The sequence below is a fragment of the Rhodopirellula sp. UBA1907 genome (assembly GCF_002337565.1).
Taxonomy (GTDB): domain Bacteria; phylum Planctomycetota; class Planctomycetia; order Pirellulales; family Pirellulaceae; genus Rhodopirellula; species Rhodopirellula europaea.
This window is the reverse complement of sequence record NZ_DDGH01000033.1, coordinates 2,784-21,628: the sequence shown is the minus strand read 5'-3', so window position 1 is coordinate 21,628 and position 18,845 is coordinate 2,784. Positions and strand designations below refer to the sequence as shown.

Genomic DNA, 18,845 nt, shown 5'->3' with positions numbered 1-18,845 from the left:
GGCGACGGGCATTCGGCGATGCGTTGAAACTAGCGAAATTGGTTTGCTCGACAATCCGTCCGCAGATCGCATCTTGGGACACATCGTTCCGCGTGGTAAGTTGCCAGCTTCACTCGCTCACTCGGCAGCCAAGCTGTCCGCACGCCTCCATTTATTGCGACTGTTTATGTCCATCGACACCTACTCGATATGCCCTTGCGGTAGCGGCAAGAAGATCAAGTTTTGCAAATGCAAGGATTCCGTACACGAACTGGATCGTGTGCTGAAGATGATCGATGGGGGCCAACTCGTCCCCGCTTTGGACCGATTGAGCACGATCCTGGAAGAACACCCCGACGCCGCGTGGGCACTCGCCATTCGCGGCCGTTTGTTCATGGATTTGCGTGAATACACCTCGCTGGAAGAAAACGCGGAACGATTCCGTCGGCTCCAACCGTCCAACCCGTTGGCACTCACCCAAAGTGCCGCCGCAGCCCTCTTCCGTCAGGATTTGTCCGCCGCGACCGAGTTGATGCTGGAAGCACTAACCGAAAGCGGTCAAACCGTCGATTCGTTCGTTCTAGACGTCGCTTCGCTGCTGGCATACGCGTTGGCAGGCAACGGAATCTTGCTGACTTCACGTGTTTACGCCACGTTGGCATTGGTTTCGACCGGCTACGAAGACAGCCGAATGGCGGCAAACGTGCTGCAACAAATCAATGGCGACCCGTCGGTCAACCAGCTCGCCAAAGCCGTTCCAAACCTCATTGCGCCGCCGCAAGACGCGGACTGGGGTGAACGCTACGACGAAGCCGCCTTGTTGCTGGCCAACAACAAAGTTGCCCTCGCACAAACCAAATTCGAATCGCTTCAGCGGTCCGCTCCGCTTCAACCAGCCATCCTGGCTGGATTGCTCAACTGTGCCATTTGGCGAGGCGACCACGCGGCTCAGGCTGATACGTTGGTCAAGCTGTCGCAATGCGAGGAACTGAGCTTCGACGAACGTGTTCGTTTCCTCGCCATGTCACAAATGGCCAGCCCCGATGCTGATGGTTTGGCCGTCGATCACCTGGAACTCAGTGCCGACGTCGAGTCGATCGATGAGTTCCAAATGGCAATGATCGCCAACACTCGCTTTGAGGAATTGCCAGCTGACGCCTTGGAATCAGTCAAACGCGAAGGCGATGTCGCACCTCGTTCCGCGTTCCAAATCTTGGACAGCGATGTGCTCGGCGAAGGCGAAAAGCTTACCGCCGACAACATTCCAGTTGCCCTCGCCGCAGTGTTCCTGTTCGGCCGCGAAACCGATCGTTCCGCTCGCCTACAAATCATCGGATTGCCCGCAACCAAGCGTGCCCAAGTCGAAGAACTGATGAAGCAAGTCGCTCCCGACGTGGAGTGGGTCGAAGCCGAAGAGGTCGGCAAGTTGCCTTTGACAATGATCGCAACGCCTCAGATTGGCGGGATCCGTCCGGACAACCAGTCCGACCTGGACGCGGTAGTCAAGGAGCTGATCAGCCAACGCGTGCCGGAAACATTGTCGACGACGCCCGTCAAAATGTTGGGCGGCGTGTCACTGAAGGATGCCGCCAGCGACGAAAGCAAAACTCTGCTTCGCGCCGCAATGATTCGCTACATCGAAGGCGAAGACAGCTTGGTCGCCCGGGACGAAAATCTGATTGATCGCCTTTGCGAAATCGGCAACGTTCCCAAAATTGAACGCAAGAAAATCACCGGCGACGAACTCGAAGAGATCCCCGGCAGCGATTTGGATCGAATCGATCCGTCGGAATTGGACCCTGAGAACCTGATTTATCTGATCCAGCGTGCTCAGCAAATTTCGGCCACTTCGATCGGCCGCCGGGCATCGCTCGCTTTGCTGGAAGCCGACACCGAATCAGTCGACGAAGGTCGCTACATCGGTGCCAAAATCATCGCCTATTCTTTCCTGATGCAGCGTGCGACGGAATCCGATGTGGCGGTCGACTACTTGGACAAAGCCAAGGCTTACGCTGAGGAACACAAACTGTCAGACGCGTCATTGTTGCTGGCGGAACTCGGGCTCCGGTTGCGTCGACAAGAGATCGACCTGTTCCAAAACGCCGTGCAAGCGATCGTTCAGAAACACAGCGACAATCCTGAGGTCATGGGCCGGTTGCAGCAAATCCTTGCTCAGCTCGGACTGATCAATCCCGACGGATCACCTCGCCAAGCTCCCGGCATGGGACCAGCCGCACAGGAACCCGCCGGTGGCGGACTATGGACACCGGATGGCGACGGTGGCGGGGCTGCCCCAGCGGGACCAGCGGGTGGCGAAGCATCTGGTGGCGGCAAGCTCTGGGTCCCCGGAATGGACTGATGCCGAACGAGACCAATGCGGCCGCGAATGGTCATTCGGCGGAAGATATCCGCTGGATGACCGAAGCCATCGAATTGGCATCTCAGGGCCGAGGCAAGGTTGAACCGAATCCTCCGGTCGGCTGCGTTTTGGTCCGAGATTCGGTCTGCATCGGTAAAGGATACCACCAACGATTCGGTGGCCCTCATGCCGAAGTCGAGGCATTGGCGGATTGCGATGACGCCACCGGAGCGACCGCGTACGTGTCTCTCGAGCCATGCTGTCATCATGGCAAAACGCCGCCTTGTGCGGACGCACTGATCCGAGCCAAAGTCGCTCGGGTTGTGGTTTCGGTCGTCGACCCATTTGCCGAGGTCGACGGGGGTGGAATTGAGAGACTTCGTTCCGCAGGCATCGAAGTGGTCACCGGCATCGCAAAAGAAGCCGGCGAAGAACTACTCGCGGCATATCTCAAACGCATCCGCACTGGGATGCCCTGGGTCATCGCAAAATGGGCGATGAGTTTGGACGGGCGGATTGCAACTCAAACCGGCGAGAGCAAATGGATCACTGGCCCCGCGTCTCGTGGCGCCGTCCATGAACTCCGTGCCAGCGTCGACGCCATTGCGGTAGGAATGGGCACAGTCATTGCCGACAACCCGTTGCTGACCGTTCGGTTGTCCGAGCTTGCAAAGGTCACAGCGGCCGACAAACCAAACACTGAGACTGAAACCAGCCCACTGGTTCGTTTGGTCTACTCCCGCTCGCGATTACCCGATCTGCAAAGCCAGCTTGTTCAGACTGCATCGCAGACGCCCACCTGGCTCATCGCGGGACCACAAATTGCCAACGCGGATCTCGCACGCTTGGCGGATCACGACGTCGAGACCTGGCAATGTGAATCCGCCGATCCAATCGAAATGGTTCGGCAGTCACTGCTTTGGCTGGGAAGCAAAGACAACCCGCGCGGGCTCGCAATGACCCATGTGATGGTTGAAGGCGGCAGTCAACTACTGGGCAGCTTTGCCGCCGCGGATCAGATTGATGAAGTACACGCCTTCATCGCTGGCAAATGCATCGGCGGACGATCAGCCCCCGGCCCACTCGGTGACCCTGGGATCAAAGCTTTGTCCGATGCGACGTCGCTGCGAATGAGCCGCGTGGACTCATTCGACAACGACGTGCGTTTGATCTATCGCCGATAGGTTTGGCCGATGGCAACTCAGTTGCCAAATCCGCCGCCACCTCCGCCGATTCCGCCGCCAGCACCACCACCGCCAATTCCACCGGCACCGCCTCCTGCAGCACCGCCACCGGCACCACCTCCAGCACCTGTATCGCCAGTAACGAAGTTGAAGGTCGTGACGTCACTGATCTGAGAAAACACTGGTGATGGACTGATTCGCACATAACGTCGATCAGCGGAGATAATTGCCAAGGTGGTCAATGAAGCACCCTCAGGCAACGTAGTAATAACCGGCATGTAACCGACGCCACCCTGTGGATTGAATCCATTGACACCGTTCACTCCGCCGGTTCCGATCGCACCGCCTGTTGCTCCTGGGATCAACGATGGATAATCGCTGAAGAACTCTTGCAGCAATTGGCGATTGTCACCAAGTGCATTGGCGGGTTGATTGTTCAGGCCACCACCGGCAGCTGGGCCAATGAACTGCCCAAGCATCTCGTGACCGACATTGCGTCCAAATTCAGCCAAATGCTCTACCTGAGCTTCGGCGAGCTTTTCTTCACGTTGACCTTCTTTGACCTCGAAGATCACCAATGCGTTTTGCTCCATCAATGGAATGTCCTGACGAATGAACTTTTGCTCAGGACGTCCCACATCAGTCAAAATCTCAACGGTGACTTTGCCGGTCGAAACGTTGCCCCAAATACGACGCAGCAACACGCGGTACTCGCCTGAAAAACCTTTAGGACACAAGTAAGTTTCCGATACCTGTCCGGTGGCATCATCGCCGGCACCTGGGTAGGCGTCGCCGAGCAATGTGCCGCCACTGGTGCTGTTAGGCGAATCCAATGAGCAAACCGTTCCCGATGGTTCTTCAACGGCCAAGTCAATGTCAGCATCGCCAGTCCAACTCACTCGCACAATCGCGTCATGAGACGCGGCACGACGAAGTGCTTCACTGAACTGCTTTGCTGACTCGCTGTCACCTTCGGCCAGCAACTCTTGATGAGTCGCACGAGCCAACAAACGAGCTTCTTCGACCAAGGGCTGGAACTTATCGCTCCAGGCCAAGGCCAAGACACCCTCGCAAGCCCAAGCCAAGTCGGCAGGTTGATCCAAACGTTTTGCCAACCGAAGTCCCATCACGTAAGGTTCGCGACGGTCCACGTCAGTGGCCGAGATTTGACGGCACAGCTTCATCGCGGCAGCGAGCTGTCCCATGTCTTCCAGACGAGCTGCAGCGTTCAGCAGATCTTCCGGTGTTTCGGCAAAGTCAGCAGCAGAAAGCAATGCCCGCTCGACTTCGGCATCGGGTGCATCGGTGGCCGCCAACGACAACGCGTAAGCCTGGTACATCCACGGTTGAATGTGTCCGGCCGAGATGGCACCTGCGATGACCGCACGAATCTCATTGAAATGGTTCTTCGCGGCCGCTTTGTCACCGGCTTCTTCTGCTGCCGAAGCCTTCACGTTCAGCTGCGACACGGTGGCACGAACTCGACGATCCAAAATGGTTAGATCCCGAGCGGTTTCGACTTTCCAGCTGGCGAAATGCTCTGACCAGACCTGATCCAACGACTTTCCTTCTGGAATGTCGAGGCGGATCGCACGGTCGATGTTTTCGACCACATCAGCATCGGATGACTTCGGGCTAGTCGCGGTTGCTGACGAACTGGCTTTGGAGCGGAGCGAAGCATCATCAGGAACGACGAACATACCGCCGCCGCCTCCCATGCCGCCCATACCGCCGCCTCCCATGCCACCGCCGCCCATGCCGCCGCCCATGCCGCCGCCCATGCCGCCACCCATGCGGCCACCCATGCCGCCGCCCATGCCGCCGCCCATGCCACCAAGGCTGACGATTGGCACGACCAAGTCACCGACGGGATAAACCTTGGTGACCAAGTTGTCTTCGGCTGCGGTCACGGTGGTGATGTTCAGAACTTCATCCTTGATCATGTAAGTCAAGTTCTGATCACGGAGCATCAATCGCAGGAACGATCGAAGCGAAACGTTTTCCAGCGAGATGTTCACTGGGATGTCCTCGGACAAACCTTCACCTTCCAAACTGAAGGTGTCGATTCGGATTGGAATTTGACGGTCTTCGCTGATGATTCGAATTGCATCGTTCAACGGTGTGTCGACAAAGGGATATGAGACCTCATCAGACAAACTCGCTTCGATGCGTTGTTCCGTTTCGCTGTCGCCAACCAACTCGATCGAACCGTAGCGTTCGATACGACGACGGCTGAGACGCTGCCAGGTCTCAGCTTCGGGGTAAACGATCGGTGGATCGTCGACGAAAGGAACCGCTGCCTTCAGCACCAACGAGAACGCGTCTACAAAGTTGCGTTGACGCAGTTCGCGATAACGACGGTCACGAGCGTACGTTTGCAATGCGAGCGTTTCATCGGTCACGTGACGTCCGAGAACACTGTCATCGGTGATCGTGTCACCAGCCAAGGCTGCCATTTCCAAAGAAACGCCACCATCGGCTTCGGTGTAGCGACCTTCGTCGATCAGAGCATTCATCTGTGACGACAGACGCTTCAAACGATCTTCACGTCGATAGGTTTCTTGCAGCAATCGAGCCGATGCGGTTGCACCCGCTGCGAGCTGCTCAAGGTTGGCTTCTTGCTCCAGGAAGTCGGCTTCACGAGCACTGGCAATCTGGATCGCCGAGCGAACTTGGCCGAGCAATTCACGACGCAATTGTGGATCGATATCAGGCGTCGTCTCGACACGCGAGAGAAGGCTTTTCAAACTGCCAGCGACACCGACAGGGTCCTGGCGAATCAAGCGACGTGCCTCACGCAATTGAGCGCGGACTTCGCCTCGCAGACGACCTTCTTCACGTGAACGAAGTTGTTCGAAACGACCCAACAAATCGCCACCGTCTTCTCGCAATTCGTTGTCGCCAACGACAGGCCCGAAGCCGCCATTGAACTGACCTCCGCCACCCATGGCTGCCCCGGGATTCACTGGAGCTGGGTTCACAGGAGCAGGATTCGCTGGTGCAACATCCGCGGGAGCACCGAAGACATCGTCGTCAGCACCAAAACCAGCGTCAGCTGCAGGAGCGGCGTCAACCGCCGGTGCTGCGGGAGCGGGAGTTTCTGCAGCAGGTGCTTCCGTGGCGGGAGCCTCCATTGCCGGTGCATCGTCAGCCGCGGCACCGAAGATATCGTCCCCAGCGGCGGGCTCTGCACCGAATGGGCTGTCAGAGGCCGCGTCACCGCCGCCACCAAAGATGTCGTCGAATGGGTTGTCGTCACCGTTCTGCAAGATCAATCGCTTGCCTTCGGGAGTCGCCATCTTCAAGACAGCCTTCGCCTCCGCATTGTTCGGGTCAGCTTGCAATGCTTCCAAAGCAACCGCACGAGCACCTCGCATGTTGCCTTGTTGCATCGCCATGGTGGCGGCGTTGGCCAACGATTCAGCACGTGCCGTCATCGCTTGAGCCGTTTGTCGCAGCATCGGCGAACCAGCGGTTGCCAACAACAATCCACGAGCGGTTTTGTGCTGTTCGATTAAACCGGTCAAGAAAGCAAAGTCGAGGTTGCCCGACTCCACGCCTGAGTTGGCTTTGATTTGGATGTCGCTGTTCAGCGTGCCACCGACCAAGTCGATCGACACTTCTTCAACGGACGACTTCAGTTGTCCCAGGTAGATCGAATCGCGATCCAATCGCAGAGGCGGCAAACGGTTGCCGTGAACCCAGTCGATGTTTGCGTCCGATTTGATTTCTGAAATCCAGATCGGCGACATCACGGCCGCGTCAGCGACCAAATCAGCGATCTCGGCTGGCGTTGCGTCGGTCCCCACGACCCCCAGAACACCACCGGTTTGATTCGCCAAGACGCCCATCATTTCCACGTTCTTTGTCGGACCAATTGCGACCGAGTGAACCGCGATGTGATCGTTTCGCAATGCATCGATCAGGTTCTCAAAACGCGAAAGGTTTTGAGCCGCATCGATCGAAGCGGCATCGCCGATGTAAACGATCGAACGAGTTCGCGAGTCAGGACGACCGGTCAACGATGCTCGGACGGTGTCCAAAACCGAAACCAGATTTGTGTTGCCCAGCGGCAATCGCGAAGTCAATTTCGCGGTCGCGGATGCCAAATTGCTGTCGCCAGGAGCGGCAAATCCACCGGTCAGCTCGTTCGCTTGCACGTCGGCGGCAAACAAAGCCACGCGTACGTCACGCTCGCTGACGGAATCCAATGCAGCACGAAGAGCTTTCAAAGCGTCTTCACGATAAGCTCCCACTTGGCTGGCCGACGTGTCGACGACGATGACGACGTCACCGGCGGACTGTCGTACCGCACGAAGCATGGCGTCCTCAGCACCAGGCTGGATCGAAGCTGCGATCGATTGAACGCCCTCGTCCGTGGTGTGAGCGACGACGCGAATGGTCGCTTCGGAGGAAACTGATTGGGAATCGGTCGCCGGCGGCGCTGCCGCCGATACCGCGGTCGCCATGACCGCCGACGTCAACAAGGCCGACAATTTGCAGCCAAAAGTGGAAAAGATCTTCATCGACAACTCAGAGAAGGAGTGGGGACCAGAGGAGAGATGCTGGGATGCGTCGGGTGGCAGGTTCATCGTGATTCTCGGCGAAAAGACGCGGGACGAGACGGCGAAAAGCCATGCGCAGACCACTCAGTCTATTTCTGGAAACTGCAATTTCCACGAAAAAACCGCTTCAAACGGCTGGTGACCCGCCAAGAATTCCGATTGTAGGGTGTAGCATTCTGCAACACTTGTTGCGAAACGCCGCAGCAGTCCGCCGCAATCGGGTTCTCAATGGCTTCGCAGGGATAGAAACGCGATTTCCGGGCCAAAATCACGAACGAAACAACCCTCGCAAGCGCAGCGAACAAACCAGCTCGTTCACATTCGCTCTGACAAGACTGCCTGCTCAGTCGAGCCCGCTCAGCTCACCCCAACCCGTTCAGCAATCGCTCGCGAGCCAACCGCAAACGCTCGGAAACCTCTGGCAAATCGCCTCCGACTGCGGTGAGGTGCCCCATTTTGCGTCCCGCTGGTGCCGCGTGCTTGCCATACAAATGCAACGCAACACCGGGAGTCTCCAAACACGCTTCCCAGTTGGGCGACGCTCCATTCGACTCAGCGGCCACCCAAATGTCACCCAGCAAATTCAACATGCTGGCCGCCGGAACGACCATCGATGTGTCGCCCAGCGGCAATCCACAGATCGCACGGACGTGCTGTTCAAACTGGCTGGTCGCACACGCTTCGATTGTCACATGCCCCGAATTGTGAGGCCGCGGCGCCACCTCGTTGACGATCAATTCGTCCTTCGTCACAAACAATTCCACGCACAACAGCCCCACCAACCCCAAATGCTCCGCCACCCGTTTCGCGATTTCGCGGGCTTGCGTTTGCATTTCAGGCGATACTTCGGCGGGAAGTTTTGTTTCATCCAGAATGTGATTTTGGTGATCGTTTTCAAAGACCGGAAAGGTCTCGACCCGCTCATCCAGCGTTCGAGCCACGATCACCGACGCTTCTCGTTCAAACGGAATCAACGCTTCGGCAACCCAAGGCGGTTGGCCATCGCCGCCGCTCTCGGCTCCGGCCCATTCAACGTTCGCAGCGTCATCTGGCGAGTTCAAACGATGCTGCCCTTTGCCGTCGTAGCCGCTTCGACAAGTCTTGACGATGATCGGCCAACCCAACTTTTCGCCAGCGGCAATCGCCGTTTCGCGATCCTGTACCGGTTCAAATCCGGCCACGGGAATCCCTGCTTCGCGAAGCGTCGTTTTCTCGATCCAGCGATCTTGAGCCATCGCCAATACGGATGCATCCGGATAGGTCGGGGCGTGTTTGCTGCAGGCCGCGATCGTGTCGGCGGGAATGTTTTCAAACTCCAGCGTGATCACGTCGCAACGCTTTGCGAATGCCTCGATCGCCGAGTGATCCGTCAGTGGTCCGCACACGGTGAACGCAGCCACCTCGGCCGCCGGTTCGTCGCTACTGCCACAGAACACTCCGACGCGATATCCCATGCGAGCCGCCGCCATAGCAAACATGCGTCCCAGTTGTCCGCCGCCGACCATACCGATCGTGGCACCGGGCAGAATGACCTGCTTAGAGACGGCAGCTTGTTCCGTTTCGGATGCTTGGTTGCCACTCATGGAAGCTCTGCCGATGCGATCACGTCGTCACGCTGTTTTGCAACGAATGCTTCGAGACGACCGCGGAGTCCGTCGTCATGGGTCGCCAAAATACGAGCCGCCATCACGCCCGCATTCTTCGCTCCCGCCACACCGATCGACATTGTCGCGACCGGAATTCCGCCCGGCATCTGCACAATGGAAAGCAACGAATCCAATCCCTGCAAGGCTCGGCTCTGAATCGGCACGCCAATCACTGGCAAAACCGTTTCCGAAGCGACCATTCCCGGCAGATGTGCGGCACCACCGGCTCCCGCGATGATGACTTTCAATCCGCGATCCGCGGCCGATCGAGCGTACTTGAACATGCGTTCGGGCGTGCGGTGAGCGGAAACGACGGATCGCTCATGCTCGACACCTAGAAGATCCAGCATTTCGCAGGCCGCCGACATAGTGTCCCAATCATTGCGGCTGCCCATGATCACGCCAACACGAGGCACAGGCGAATCGGTCGCGGAATCGTCTTGGTTAGTCATCAGCTACTCTGAATACGAATCATCTGGAACAATGCGGTTGCGACAGTGCCATCCGGCTGGAAAGCGTTCCATCCTCAAGGGCAAAACCGGCACCGACCACACCATCAATCTGCCACGGGTTATACCGCAACGACTCCCCGCGATGAATTGCCCCTCTTCGAACCGCCCCAGACCATTGATCGCCGGCCCATTGAAGGCGGGCCCATTGACCGCCGGCGATCGTCTTCCGTCCTCCTCTTCCCGCAACCACTCATTCGCCTGAGTCGTCCATGACATCGCCGCCATTCGACCTGACGCCGTGGGACGACTTGGATCCCGAAGGACCGGCCCCCATTCGGCTCATGCATCACGATGCCCGGTGGAAACAGGAATTCGAACAAACCCGAAGCAGCCTCCTGCAATCCTGCCAGGGTCACGTCACACAAATTGACCACGTGGGCAGCACTTCCATTTCCGGCTTGATCGCCCAACCGATCATCGATGTCGTGGCTCTCGTCACGGACCTTTCCAGCCTCGACGCAGCCTCCCTGCACATCGAAGGCCTCAACTATCGAGTCGTGGACACGCCTGTTTGGCTGGACCAATCACTGGTGTTGCAGAAGCCTCGCCACGGCGAGACCACCCACCGAGTCCTTTTGATGGTCCTGGGAAATCCCGCCCACGAACGAATGGTTCAAGTGCGGGATTACTTGCGAGCCAATCCAGAAGAAGCCCTGCGATTCGAAAGCACCAAAGTCGACCGGTGGAAACAAAGCGGCGGCGATCCAGACCAATACGAACAAGACAAAGCGGCAGTCTTCTCAAAACTCGAAGACCAAATCTCTGGTCCTTAGCATCCCAGCAAAAGTCTTGCGGCACTGAGTCTTGCGGCACTGACTTGGACTGCGCAGGTTTTACTCCACGACTTCGCCCCAACGGGGCAGCCCTATACCAGCCCAGGGCAACCCCCTGGGTGTTGGCGGGATTAAGATTACAAAGCCCCAACGGGGGCGGTCCTAGCGGTTCTGGGAAGCCTTTCGTTGGGCCGCCCCGGTTCCGTCGTGGTGGAACCGAGGGCAACGCCTCAACAACTCACATGGTTTCGCCTAATCCTGCTATCCATCCGCCCTCCAATCAATCTGCCCGCCACCCCAGTTCCCTACAACCGTCGCAGCCCGTCTTCCGTCATCGCGTTGGGGATCTCGACTTCGACCGCGTCGATTCGTGCCATCGTTTCGTCATCGAGAATCATGTCATCGGCAACCAGAATCTCTTTCAATTGCTCGATCGATGTGGCACCCACAATCGTCGATGCGACAAAATCATGTTGCTTGCTCCACGCGACCGACAACGCCGTTCCCGTCGTGCCGATCGATTCAGCGATCTCGTGCATCCGAACCGCGGTTTCAATGGTGCGATCGTTGACGAAACGTTGAGCCATCGCCTTCTGTCGATCATTCCCCGTCTGCAGGTACTCCGAAAAACGACCTCCCGGTGGCGGTCCGTTTTCGTATTTACCCGTCAAGACTCCTCCGCCCAGCGGCGAGTACGGCAACAAACTCACGTTCTCTCGGCGGCAAACCTGAGCCAACTCGTTCTCGCAGCGGCGATTGATCAGGCTGAAATTATTCTGAACGGTTTGATACCGATCAACGCCGTGAATGTCGGCCGCCCAAAGACTCTTCATCAATCCCCATGATGTTTCATTGCTGCATCCGATCACACGAACTTTTCCGGTGCGGCGAAGATGAGTCAGCGATTCCAGGACTTCTTCGTAGGGCATCCCGTGATCGGGCCAGTGGATCTGATACAGATCGATGGTTTCCACACCCAAACGACGCAGTGAATCTTCACAGGCTCGGATAACCTGATGGCGGTCCAACGTCGTCCGACCGTGCCGAACCGGCGGCGTGAACCATCCATGTCCGGGTCCCGTCACCTTGGTAGCGACCGTCACCAAATCCCGAGGTTTGGTTTTCAGCCACCGACCGAAAATCTCTTCGGTGACGCCAAAGGTTTCGTCTTTTGGTGGGACCGGATAGATCTCCGCCGCGTCGAAGAAATTGACCCCAGCATCAAACGCGTGATCGCAAATCGCGTGGCTGGTCGACTCGTCACAGGAACTTCCAAATGTCATCGTTCCCATGCAAATGTCAGAAACGACAATTCCGCTGCTTCCTAAACGACGCTGTTGCACGACTGATCCACCGAGAAAATTGGGTTACACTGTTCGGTCTTTCGAAGGGTCTTTCTTCGACGGCGGAGGTTTTAGCTTAAACCGCATTGGAATCCCACCACATGCCCGTTCGTCGTCAAACCCCGCCTGCATGAGCTGCCATTGGCCGCTTCCCGCCTTTATCCTTGTCGTTTCCCGCCAAAATCCCGCCCCGCAAGAACCAAATCCGCATGATCTTCGCCCAAGAGCGTTCTCGCCCACCTGCCGCATCGCAGGTCCACCCCACCTCTCGTCGCCTCACGTCAATCGGCATCTTCCTGACCGCACTCATGGTGTCGTTGCCCCTCACAACGATCACCGTCGCAGCGGAAGAAACCTACACATGGTCCGCCGACTCCAATCCCAAGGAAGGCGTTCCCAAAGGCACGGTGACCCAGCACGAGTTTTCGAATAGCAAAATCTTCGAAGGCACCCGGCGTCGATACAGCGTCTATGTGCCGGCCCAATACGACGGGACCAAACCCGCCGCGTTAATGGTCTTCCAAGATGGCCACACTTTCGAAGGCCCCGGTGGCGACTTCCGCCTACCCACCGTGTTTGACAACCTGATCGCCGCCGGCGACATGCCCGTCACAATCGCCGTGATGGTGGACCCAGGCCACAAAGGTGAATTGCCACCCAAACGAGGATGGAAACCCACACCATCCAATCGAGCCTTCGAATACGACACGGTTTCAGGAGACTACGCCGAGTTCCTGCTGAACGAACTGCTTCCTGAAATTCAGGAACAATACAAAATCACCGACAACCCCGATCTGCGAGCCATCTGCGGCAACAGCTCTGGCGGAATCTGTGCGTTCTCGGTCGCATGGTTCCGCCCCGACTCGTTTCGAAAAGTCATGTCGCACATCGGCAGCTTCGTCAACATTCGCGGTGGACATAACTACCCCGCCATGATTCGAAAATCGGCTCCCAAACCGATTCGAGTCTTCTTGCAAGATGGCAGCGGCGACCTGGACAACAGCCACGGCAACTGGCCCTTGGCCAACCAGCAAATGGCGGCCGCATTGGCTTTCCAAGAATACGATTACAAGTTTGTCTACGGAGAGGGCGGCCACAACGGAAAACACGGGGGCTCGATCTTCCCCGACTCGTTGCGTTGGCTGTGGCGCGGATGGAAAGAGTTGACGCCGTGACTGACCAAGACATCTCATTCGAAGTCAAATTTGTTCATCGCCTAAGACAGACCGACGACGTGTCCCAAGGTGACTTTACTGTCTTGGAATCTGTCCTGCACGGCGAACAAAGTGACAGCTCCGCGCCGAAGGTTCTGTTCTGCTTGGACAGCAACCTCGAGGGCGGCGAATTTGCCACCGCGCTGATCAACCAGATGCGAACCAGCGATCGAATGCGGCTGGTTCGCGAACCGATGATCGTGCCCGGTGGTGAATCCTGCAAAAACTCCGAACACACCCTTCGGGACCTGCTCGCCGCAATCAACTCACACGACCTGGATCGACGCAGCTACATCATCGTCGCCGGCGGCGGTGCCGTCCTGGACGCCGTTGGATTCGCGGCTGCCATCGCTCACCGAGGCGTGCGTCTGATCCGCTTGCCGTCGACCACGCTCGCGCAAGCCGACTCGGGTGTCGGTGTAAAGAACGCGATCAACTACTTCGAAAAGAAAAACTGGATCGGCAGCTTCGCCGTTCCATGGGCAGTCTTCAACGACACCGCGATCCTGCAAACACTTCCCGATCGCGACTTCCGATCTGGTTTGACCGAAGCCGTCAAAGTCGCCCTGCTAAAAGACGCGGCCTTCTTCGACTACCTACGAAAATCCGCCAGCAAACTGCGCCGGCGCGTGGCCGATGTTTCCAAGGAAGCAATCGCACGCTCGTGCCAATTGCACCTCGAACACATCACCGCAGGAGGCGACCCGTTCGAAGCACTCGAAGCTCGCCCGCTCGACTTCGGACATTGGTCCGCCCACCGAATGGAACCGATGACCAACTACGCTCTTCGACACGGCGAAGCGGTTGGAATTGGAGTGGCTCTCGACACGTTGTACTCAGCCCGCAAATTCGGGTTCCCCACGCCGTTGGCTCATGCCGTCTGCCAAACCCTTGCTGACCTGGGCACGCCGCTCTGGTGCGACCAACTCGATACACCCGACGAAGTCCTGCGAGGCCTCGAAGAGTTCCGCCAACACCTTGGTGGTCGCTTGACCGTCACCATGCTGAAGAACCCCGGCGAGGCCATCAACGTGCACGAGATCGACCTTCCGGTCATGAAATCCTGCATCGACGAACTGCGTGATATTGCCAAACAACAACCCGTTTGACCAACAGCGACGAGACGACCATGAAAGCCCTGTCGATTGCCTTCCTGGTTCTGTTGGCCAACTTCACTCAGGCGAAAGAGCCAGCCGACGACGGCGGTCGTGCAGGCATTTCACCTCAAACCCCAGCGATCCTCTGTGCCGACCAAGCCGACAACCGCATCCGACTGGTCGATCCATTCGCGAAAGATGCTGACCTCTGGTCCTACCCAGCGTCCGAATCCCCGCCAAGCGAATACATCCCGACGGATGCGAAACGAGTCGAAATCGACGGGGAGGTCTTCATCCTCGCCGCTTACCACGGACGCGTTCGACTGGTGAGCTTCCGAGATTCAAAGCTGATCAAAGACTACCCAAGCTACAGCAGTTGCCACTCCGCTGAACTCCTTCCAGACGGCTCGATCGCCACCGTCAACAGCAACCATGGCATGCTACGCCTGCATCACTCCGCCGATGACTTTGTCGACACGGAACTGCCCTACGCCCACGGTGTGACCTGGGACAAAGAACGCCAATGCCTGTGGGTTCTCGGCGACCAGCTCTATCGGTTTCGATACCGCGACCGGCAACTCTCGCTGGACCAGCAATACGCCTTGCCGCAATCACCAACCGGTCATGATTTGTTCCCATTGCGAACGGCCCCCAAACTCCTGGTCAGCAACAACGACGCGTTGTATTTGTTTGACATCGAAACCGAAGCCTTCCAACTTTTGTCCGACCTCAAATGGATCAAAAGTGCTAGCCAGCACGCCGATGGCTCCATTTGGATCAGCGACCCGCAAAGAACCGAAGTCGGCGCCAACTGGCAAAGCGACTCCATCATCCCCGCGCAGCCAACTGAATCCAAACAACGACACACCATCGCCGGATCGAAATTCTACAAAGCCCGCTGGTGGCAACCCGCCGACTTCAGCTACTGAGGCAAGTGGCATAGGCTTCCAGCCTGTGATTGCACGGAACACAAGACAGAAACCTCACCATTTCAATCCGACACTCCTTCTCCTGTTGCGAAACAAGTCGGCAAGAATCATCAAACACAACCAAGTGAGCCGCTTGGGCGTCGGCCTGGAATGCGAAACGTTTGCGAGCGACGCTCTGATAGCGGATGCAATTTTCCATCCGGCTTCTGTATTTCTTCATCCCGGTAGGGATGCCAGAGGGTAGCCGGGGGTCGCTGCGTAGCAGCGCACCCCCGGAAAACGAGTCCCCAAAAAAAACTCTTCATCCCGCTGTGGCCCTCGGCCACGGCGGGATGAAGAGTGGCGACGTGAGCGTTCCGTGTCCGTCGGTGACGCTATCGCTTACCGACGGCTACCCTCTGGTATCCCTCCCGGGATGAAAACTTGCGCAACCACAGTGCGCCACAACACCAAACATTTTGCAGTCCAGCGTTCGCCTGGGTTGTACGCACGAGCAATAACGCTTCCCGAAACAATTCAAATGCCAAAAGACTCGTGCCGACCTGCCTAACTGCCGCCCACGTTGGAAGAGGGCGGGAAGATGCACGGAATCAAGGAAGCGATGTTGCGAGCGTCGTCGATGCCGCGATGGTGCGAACCGGAAAAAGTCAAACCGACGGAACGCAAAGCAGCTGGAACACCAAGCTTTTTGCGACGACCATTCGCTTTGGCAAACTCCGCCTTGAGGTTGATGTGGCGATCGCCAAACGGATAGGCGACATTGTGTTGAATCCAGTCAGACTCGAATTGGGTGCGGTCGTAGTTGCCCCAAGAGCACAACACGAACGGAGCGAAACCGTTCGCCCAATCGAGGAAGCTTGCCAATGCATCTGCGAACCTCAGGGCAGAATCAACCTGTGCTTGCGAGATGTTTGTGAGTTCGCGGCAAAATCCGGTCAATTTTGGATGAAGCACTGGCTGAATGAAGGCCTGAAACTCATCCAGCGGCTGGTGCGTCGACGAGCAAACCATCACAGCGCAATCTCAACGATCTCTATTTCCGTACGGGGAAACGAGCTGTCGTCGCAACAGGTTGCTTCGAGGTCAACAACGAGAAAGCGTTCCATCATCAGCAACTTGCCAAAAGAAGCTTTACGACTCCGCCCCAAACGAAGCGAGCGAGCCAGAATGGAAAGCAACTGTACCAAGGTATTGATCGGCTCCCAAAAACCGAAGTCGAACCAGTCGACCAAATGCAAACGAAGACGACCTGACCACGAGCCCGGGGCTATTGACGCGATCGAGGTTGCCAACCGAAAGACAGCCTAACGACGCAACCACATTCTAGCAGAAACACTTTGTTGTTCGATCAGTCAACAACGAAGCCACCATCGTGATCGGGATCAGTGCCCGATTAGCGACGATTAGTGTTCAGCGCAGCAAAGTCTCTTGGGAAAACTAACCCGCGTTAATCGCACACGGATGCCCCCCGCAGACAACCCAAACTCGCGATATCGGCCGGTCGCCCAACGGAATTTTTTTTCCGACACCACCCTGAACGAAGCGAACGATGTCTGAACTACGAAAGATTGTACCAAGGCCAGCGCCGGTTACCAAAGAGCGAACGTGTGCCAAAGTCCACACGTAAAAACCATGTTAGCGGTCACTGGAACTAGGTTTCGCCATGCCTCTCGATCGAGTGATGGCATCGGACATGTCGCAAGCTGTCACACGACTTCCATTGTCGAAGCACGTAACACTGCCGCAGGATTTGCATGTGACGCGCCATTTGGGGAGTCGATCCCATTGCACGCGCGTGCCAGCAGTCAGTCGCAGCCGAACACCGCAGAATGCGAGTTCATGGGTGATGTCGGCAAACAGCTCGCCGCAAGACGGACATGTGATTTGCTCGATGCGACGCGCTGCCGAGCGTTGGCCCCAGCGCATGAGCGGGAAAACGACGGCGTAAAACAGTAAGCAAAATGTGACAATGATGACCTCGATGACGTTTCGAAGTACGGTCATGGAACGCCGGAATCACCAATCGATTGTGTCCGCTAACGGAAGGTTTTTACGACACCGCCACAAACGAAGCGAGCGATGTCCTAACTACCAGAAATTGTACCAAGGCCAGCCCGCGTCGCCAAACAAGGAAGGTGCGCCAAAGGCCTAGCGTAAAAACCATGTTGCACGCCCCCTGCTTCACATTGAACGCTCGAACCAACCACTCTGATCAGAGGCAGCATGGAAGACGCCAAGAATTGCGATAAACTCGTCGCGGTTCTCGAACAGCAAGACATAGGGAAAACGATGAACCGTTGCCACACGCAGGATTCCGTGAACGCAGCCAAAAGACTCTGGGCGTTGCGACAGGTCACGTAGGCGATCGCGAAAAGTGGAACGGAAGCGATTACCTAGATCGACAGAGATGTCGTCGTAGTAGTCGGTCGCGAATTCAAGTCATCGGCGACCGAAGGGTGAAAACGCCGTTTCTTAGCCATCGACGCGACGCCAAAGTTCGTCCTCGTCAATTGCGACCGAGGGGTTAGCGTCAAGTTCGGCAGATCGCCGGGATGCCTCGCAGATTACGTCAGGCGGCACCATGATATGCTCAGGCGACGACGCGATCTCGTCCCACAATTGCGTCACGATTCGGAGCTTTTCGCTGACAGGAAGGGCGCTTAGTTCTGATGTGTTCATATCAGCAGTCTAACCGATTAGGTCGTGCACGGAAGGTTTTTACGACACCGCCCTGAACGAAGCGAACGATGTCTGGACTACGAGAGACTGTACCAACGGTGGGCCGCTTGGACAAACGACAGCGGTGTGCCGAAGGCCTAGCGTAAAAACCATGTGATGCGGCCGGCAACTACTGGACGCCGGGGAGGAGAGCAACGAAGTGGGCGAACGCTATCCCGCCGCCAACACAGAGCACCACCAACCGTCGAGCGGGCGAGAGAGAGGAACGCAATACCGCGACGATCAGCAAAATAGGGCAAGCGATGAAACCGAGCAGTCCGATCATGAGAAGGACTTCGGGGACCGGTTCCCACCGATTAGACCACACCCACGTTGCGGAGTCGTGAGCCAATGCAATCGCAGTCAGCACGACGGCGGTCAGGTGTGCCTAGAGCGCGAAGCGGATGAAACGCGAACCACGTTCCGGGACCGAGGGAACGACGTTGTCGTCGGGTGCTGAGGCTGGGCTGCGGTATGGATCGGATTTCAATCGAGCGTAGGCCGCATAACGGAAGGTTTTTACGAC

General features: G+C 57.1%; 14 protein-coding genes. 7 read left to right on the top strand and 7 right to left on the bottom strand.

The annotated features are described in order from the left end of the window. The first annotated feature begins 43 nt into the window (after positions 1–43). Together B2R17_RS07275 and ribD are read left to right on the top strand one after the other, a co-directional pair. Complete coding sequence (locus tag B2R17_RS07275; protein WP_286763438.1) at positions 44–2,338, top strand: tetratricopeptide repeat protein; 2,295 nt, start codon at positions 44–46, stop codon at positions 2,336–2,338. Next, positions 2,338–3,522: a bifunctional diaminohydroxyphosphoribosylaminopyrimidine deaminase/5-amino-6-(5-phosphoribosylamino)uracil reductase RibD gene (gene ribD, locus B2R17_RS07270; RefSeq protein ID WP_286763437.1), complete on the top strand. Its 1,185-nt coding sequence runs from the start codon at positions 2,338–2,340 to the stop codon at positions 3,520–3,522. Before B2R17_RS07275 ends, ribD begins: the two co-directional genes overlap by 1 nt. A gap of 17 nt (positions 3,523–3,539) precedes the next feature. Here ribD and B2R17_RS07265 read toward each other — a convergent pair whose 3' ends face one another. Beyond that, positions 3,540–7,991: a hypothetical protein gene (locus B2R17_RS07265; protein WP_286763436.1), complete on the bottom strand. Its 4,452-nt coding sequence runs from the start codon at positions 7,989–7,991 to the stop codon at positions 3,540–3,542. On the opposite strand from B2R17_RS07265, the gene B2R17_RS07260 reads away from it, so the two are divergent. Beyond that, positions 7,921–8,229 (top strand): hypothetical protein, encoded by a 309-nt coding sequence (locus B2R17_RS07260; RefSeq protein WP_236616207.1) that lies wholly within the window; start codon positions 7,921–7,923, stop codon positions 8,227–8,229. The genes B2R17_RS07265 and B2R17_RS07260 overlap by 71 nt on opposite strands. 220 nt (positions 8,230–8,449) lie before the next feature. Here the strand turns inward: B2R17_RS07260 and B2R17_RS07255 are convergent, their stop codons facing one another. Both B2R17_RS07255 and purE read right to left on the bottom strand, forming a co-directional pair. Beyond that, positions 8,450–9,670 (bottom strand): 5-(carboxyamino)imidazole ribonucleotide synthase, encoded by a 1,221-nt coding sequence (locus B2R17_RS07255; protein ID WP_286763435.1) that lies wholly within the window; start codon positions 9,668–9,670, stop codon positions 8,450–8,452. Continuing rightward, positions 9,667–10,185 (bottom strand): 5-(carboxyamino)imidazole ribonucleotide mutase, encoded by a 519-nt coding sequence (gene purE, locus B2R17_RS07250; protein ID WP_286763434.1) that lies wholly within the window; start codon positions 10,183–10,185, stop codon positions 9,667–9,669. Before purE ends, B2R17_RS07255 begins: the two co-directional genes overlap by 4 nt. A 269-nt stretch (positions 10,186–10,454) precedes the next feature. On the opposite strand from purE, the gene B2R17_RS07245 reads away from it, so the two are divergent. Further along, the gene (locus tag B2R17_RS07245; RefSeq protein WP_286763433.1) at positions 10,455–11,018 is read left to right on the top strand and encodes a GrpB family protein; all 564 of its coding nucleotides are present in this window, start codon (positions 10,455–10,457) and stop codon (positions 11,016–11,018) included. Between the two features lie 305 nt (positions 11,019–11,323). Here the strand turns inward: B2R17_RS07245 and B2R17_RS07240 are convergent, their stop codons facing one another. Beyond that, positions 11,324–12,361, bottom strand: a complete 1,038-nt coding sequence (locus B2R17_RS07240) for an aldo/keto reductase (protein ID WP_286763432.1) — start codon at positions 12,359–12,361, stop codon at positions 11,324–11,326. A 308-nt stretch (positions 12,362–12,669) separates the two neighbouring features. Here B2R17_RS07240 and B2R17_RS07235 point away from each other — a divergent pair, with 308 nt between their 5' ends. Genes B2R17_RS07235 through B2R17_RS07225 form a run of 3 tightly spaced genes read left to right on the top strand, consistent with a single transcriptional unit; the run spans position 12,670 to position 15,601 of the window. Then, a complete protein-coding gene (locus B2R17_RS07235; protein WP_286763490.1) occupies positions 12,670–13,536 on the top strand; it encodes an alpha/beta hydrolase in 867 nt (288 codons plus the stop codon). Continuing rightward, positions 13,533–14,684: a 3-dehydroquinate synthase gene (locus B2R17_RS07230; RefSeq protein WP_286763431.1), complete on the top strand. Its 1,152-nt coding sequence runs from the start codon at positions 13,533–13,535 to the stop codon at positions 14,682–14,684. The genes B2R17_RS07235 and B2R17_RS07230 overlap by 4 nt, the downstream gene beginning before the upstream one ends. Positions 14,685–14,704: 20 nt before the next feature. Continuing rightward, the gene (locus tag B2R17_RS07225) at positions 14,705–15,601 is read left to right on the top strand and encodes a DUF6528 family protein (protein WP_286763430.1); all 897 of its coding nucleotides are present in this window, start codon (positions 14,705–14,707) and stop codon (positions 15,599–15,601) included. 546 nt (positions 15,602–16,147) lie between these two features. Here B2R17_RS07225 and B2R17_RS07220 read toward each other — a convergent pair. The 3 genes from B2R17_RS07220 to B2R17_RS07210 all read right to left on the bottom strand — a co-directional run bounded on the left by B2R17_RS07220 (position 16,148) and on the right by B2R17_RS07210 (position 18,280). Further along, positions 16,148–16,612 (bottom strand): 3'-5' exonuclease, encoded by a 465-nt coding sequence (locus B2R17_RS07220; protein ID WP_286763489.1) that lies wholly within the window; start codon positions 16,610–16,612, stop codon positions 16,148–16,150. Continuing rightward, the gene (locus B2R17_RS07215; protein ID WP_286763429.1) at positions 16,612–16,893 is read right to left on the bottom strand and encodes a hypothetical protein; all 282 of its coding nucleotides are present in this window, start codon (positions 16,891–16,893) and stop codon (positions 16,612–16,614) included. Before B2R17_RS07215 ends, B2R17_RS07220 begins: the two co-directional genes overlap by 1 nt. A gap of 1,180 nt (positions 16,894–18,073) precedes the next feature. After that, complete coding sequence (locus B2R17_RS07210) at positions 18,074–18,280, bottom strand: addiction module protein (RefSeq protein WP_286763428.1); 207 nt, start codon at positions 18,278–18,280, stop codon at positions 18,074–18,076. Positions 18,281–18,845 lie beyond the last annotated feature (565 nt).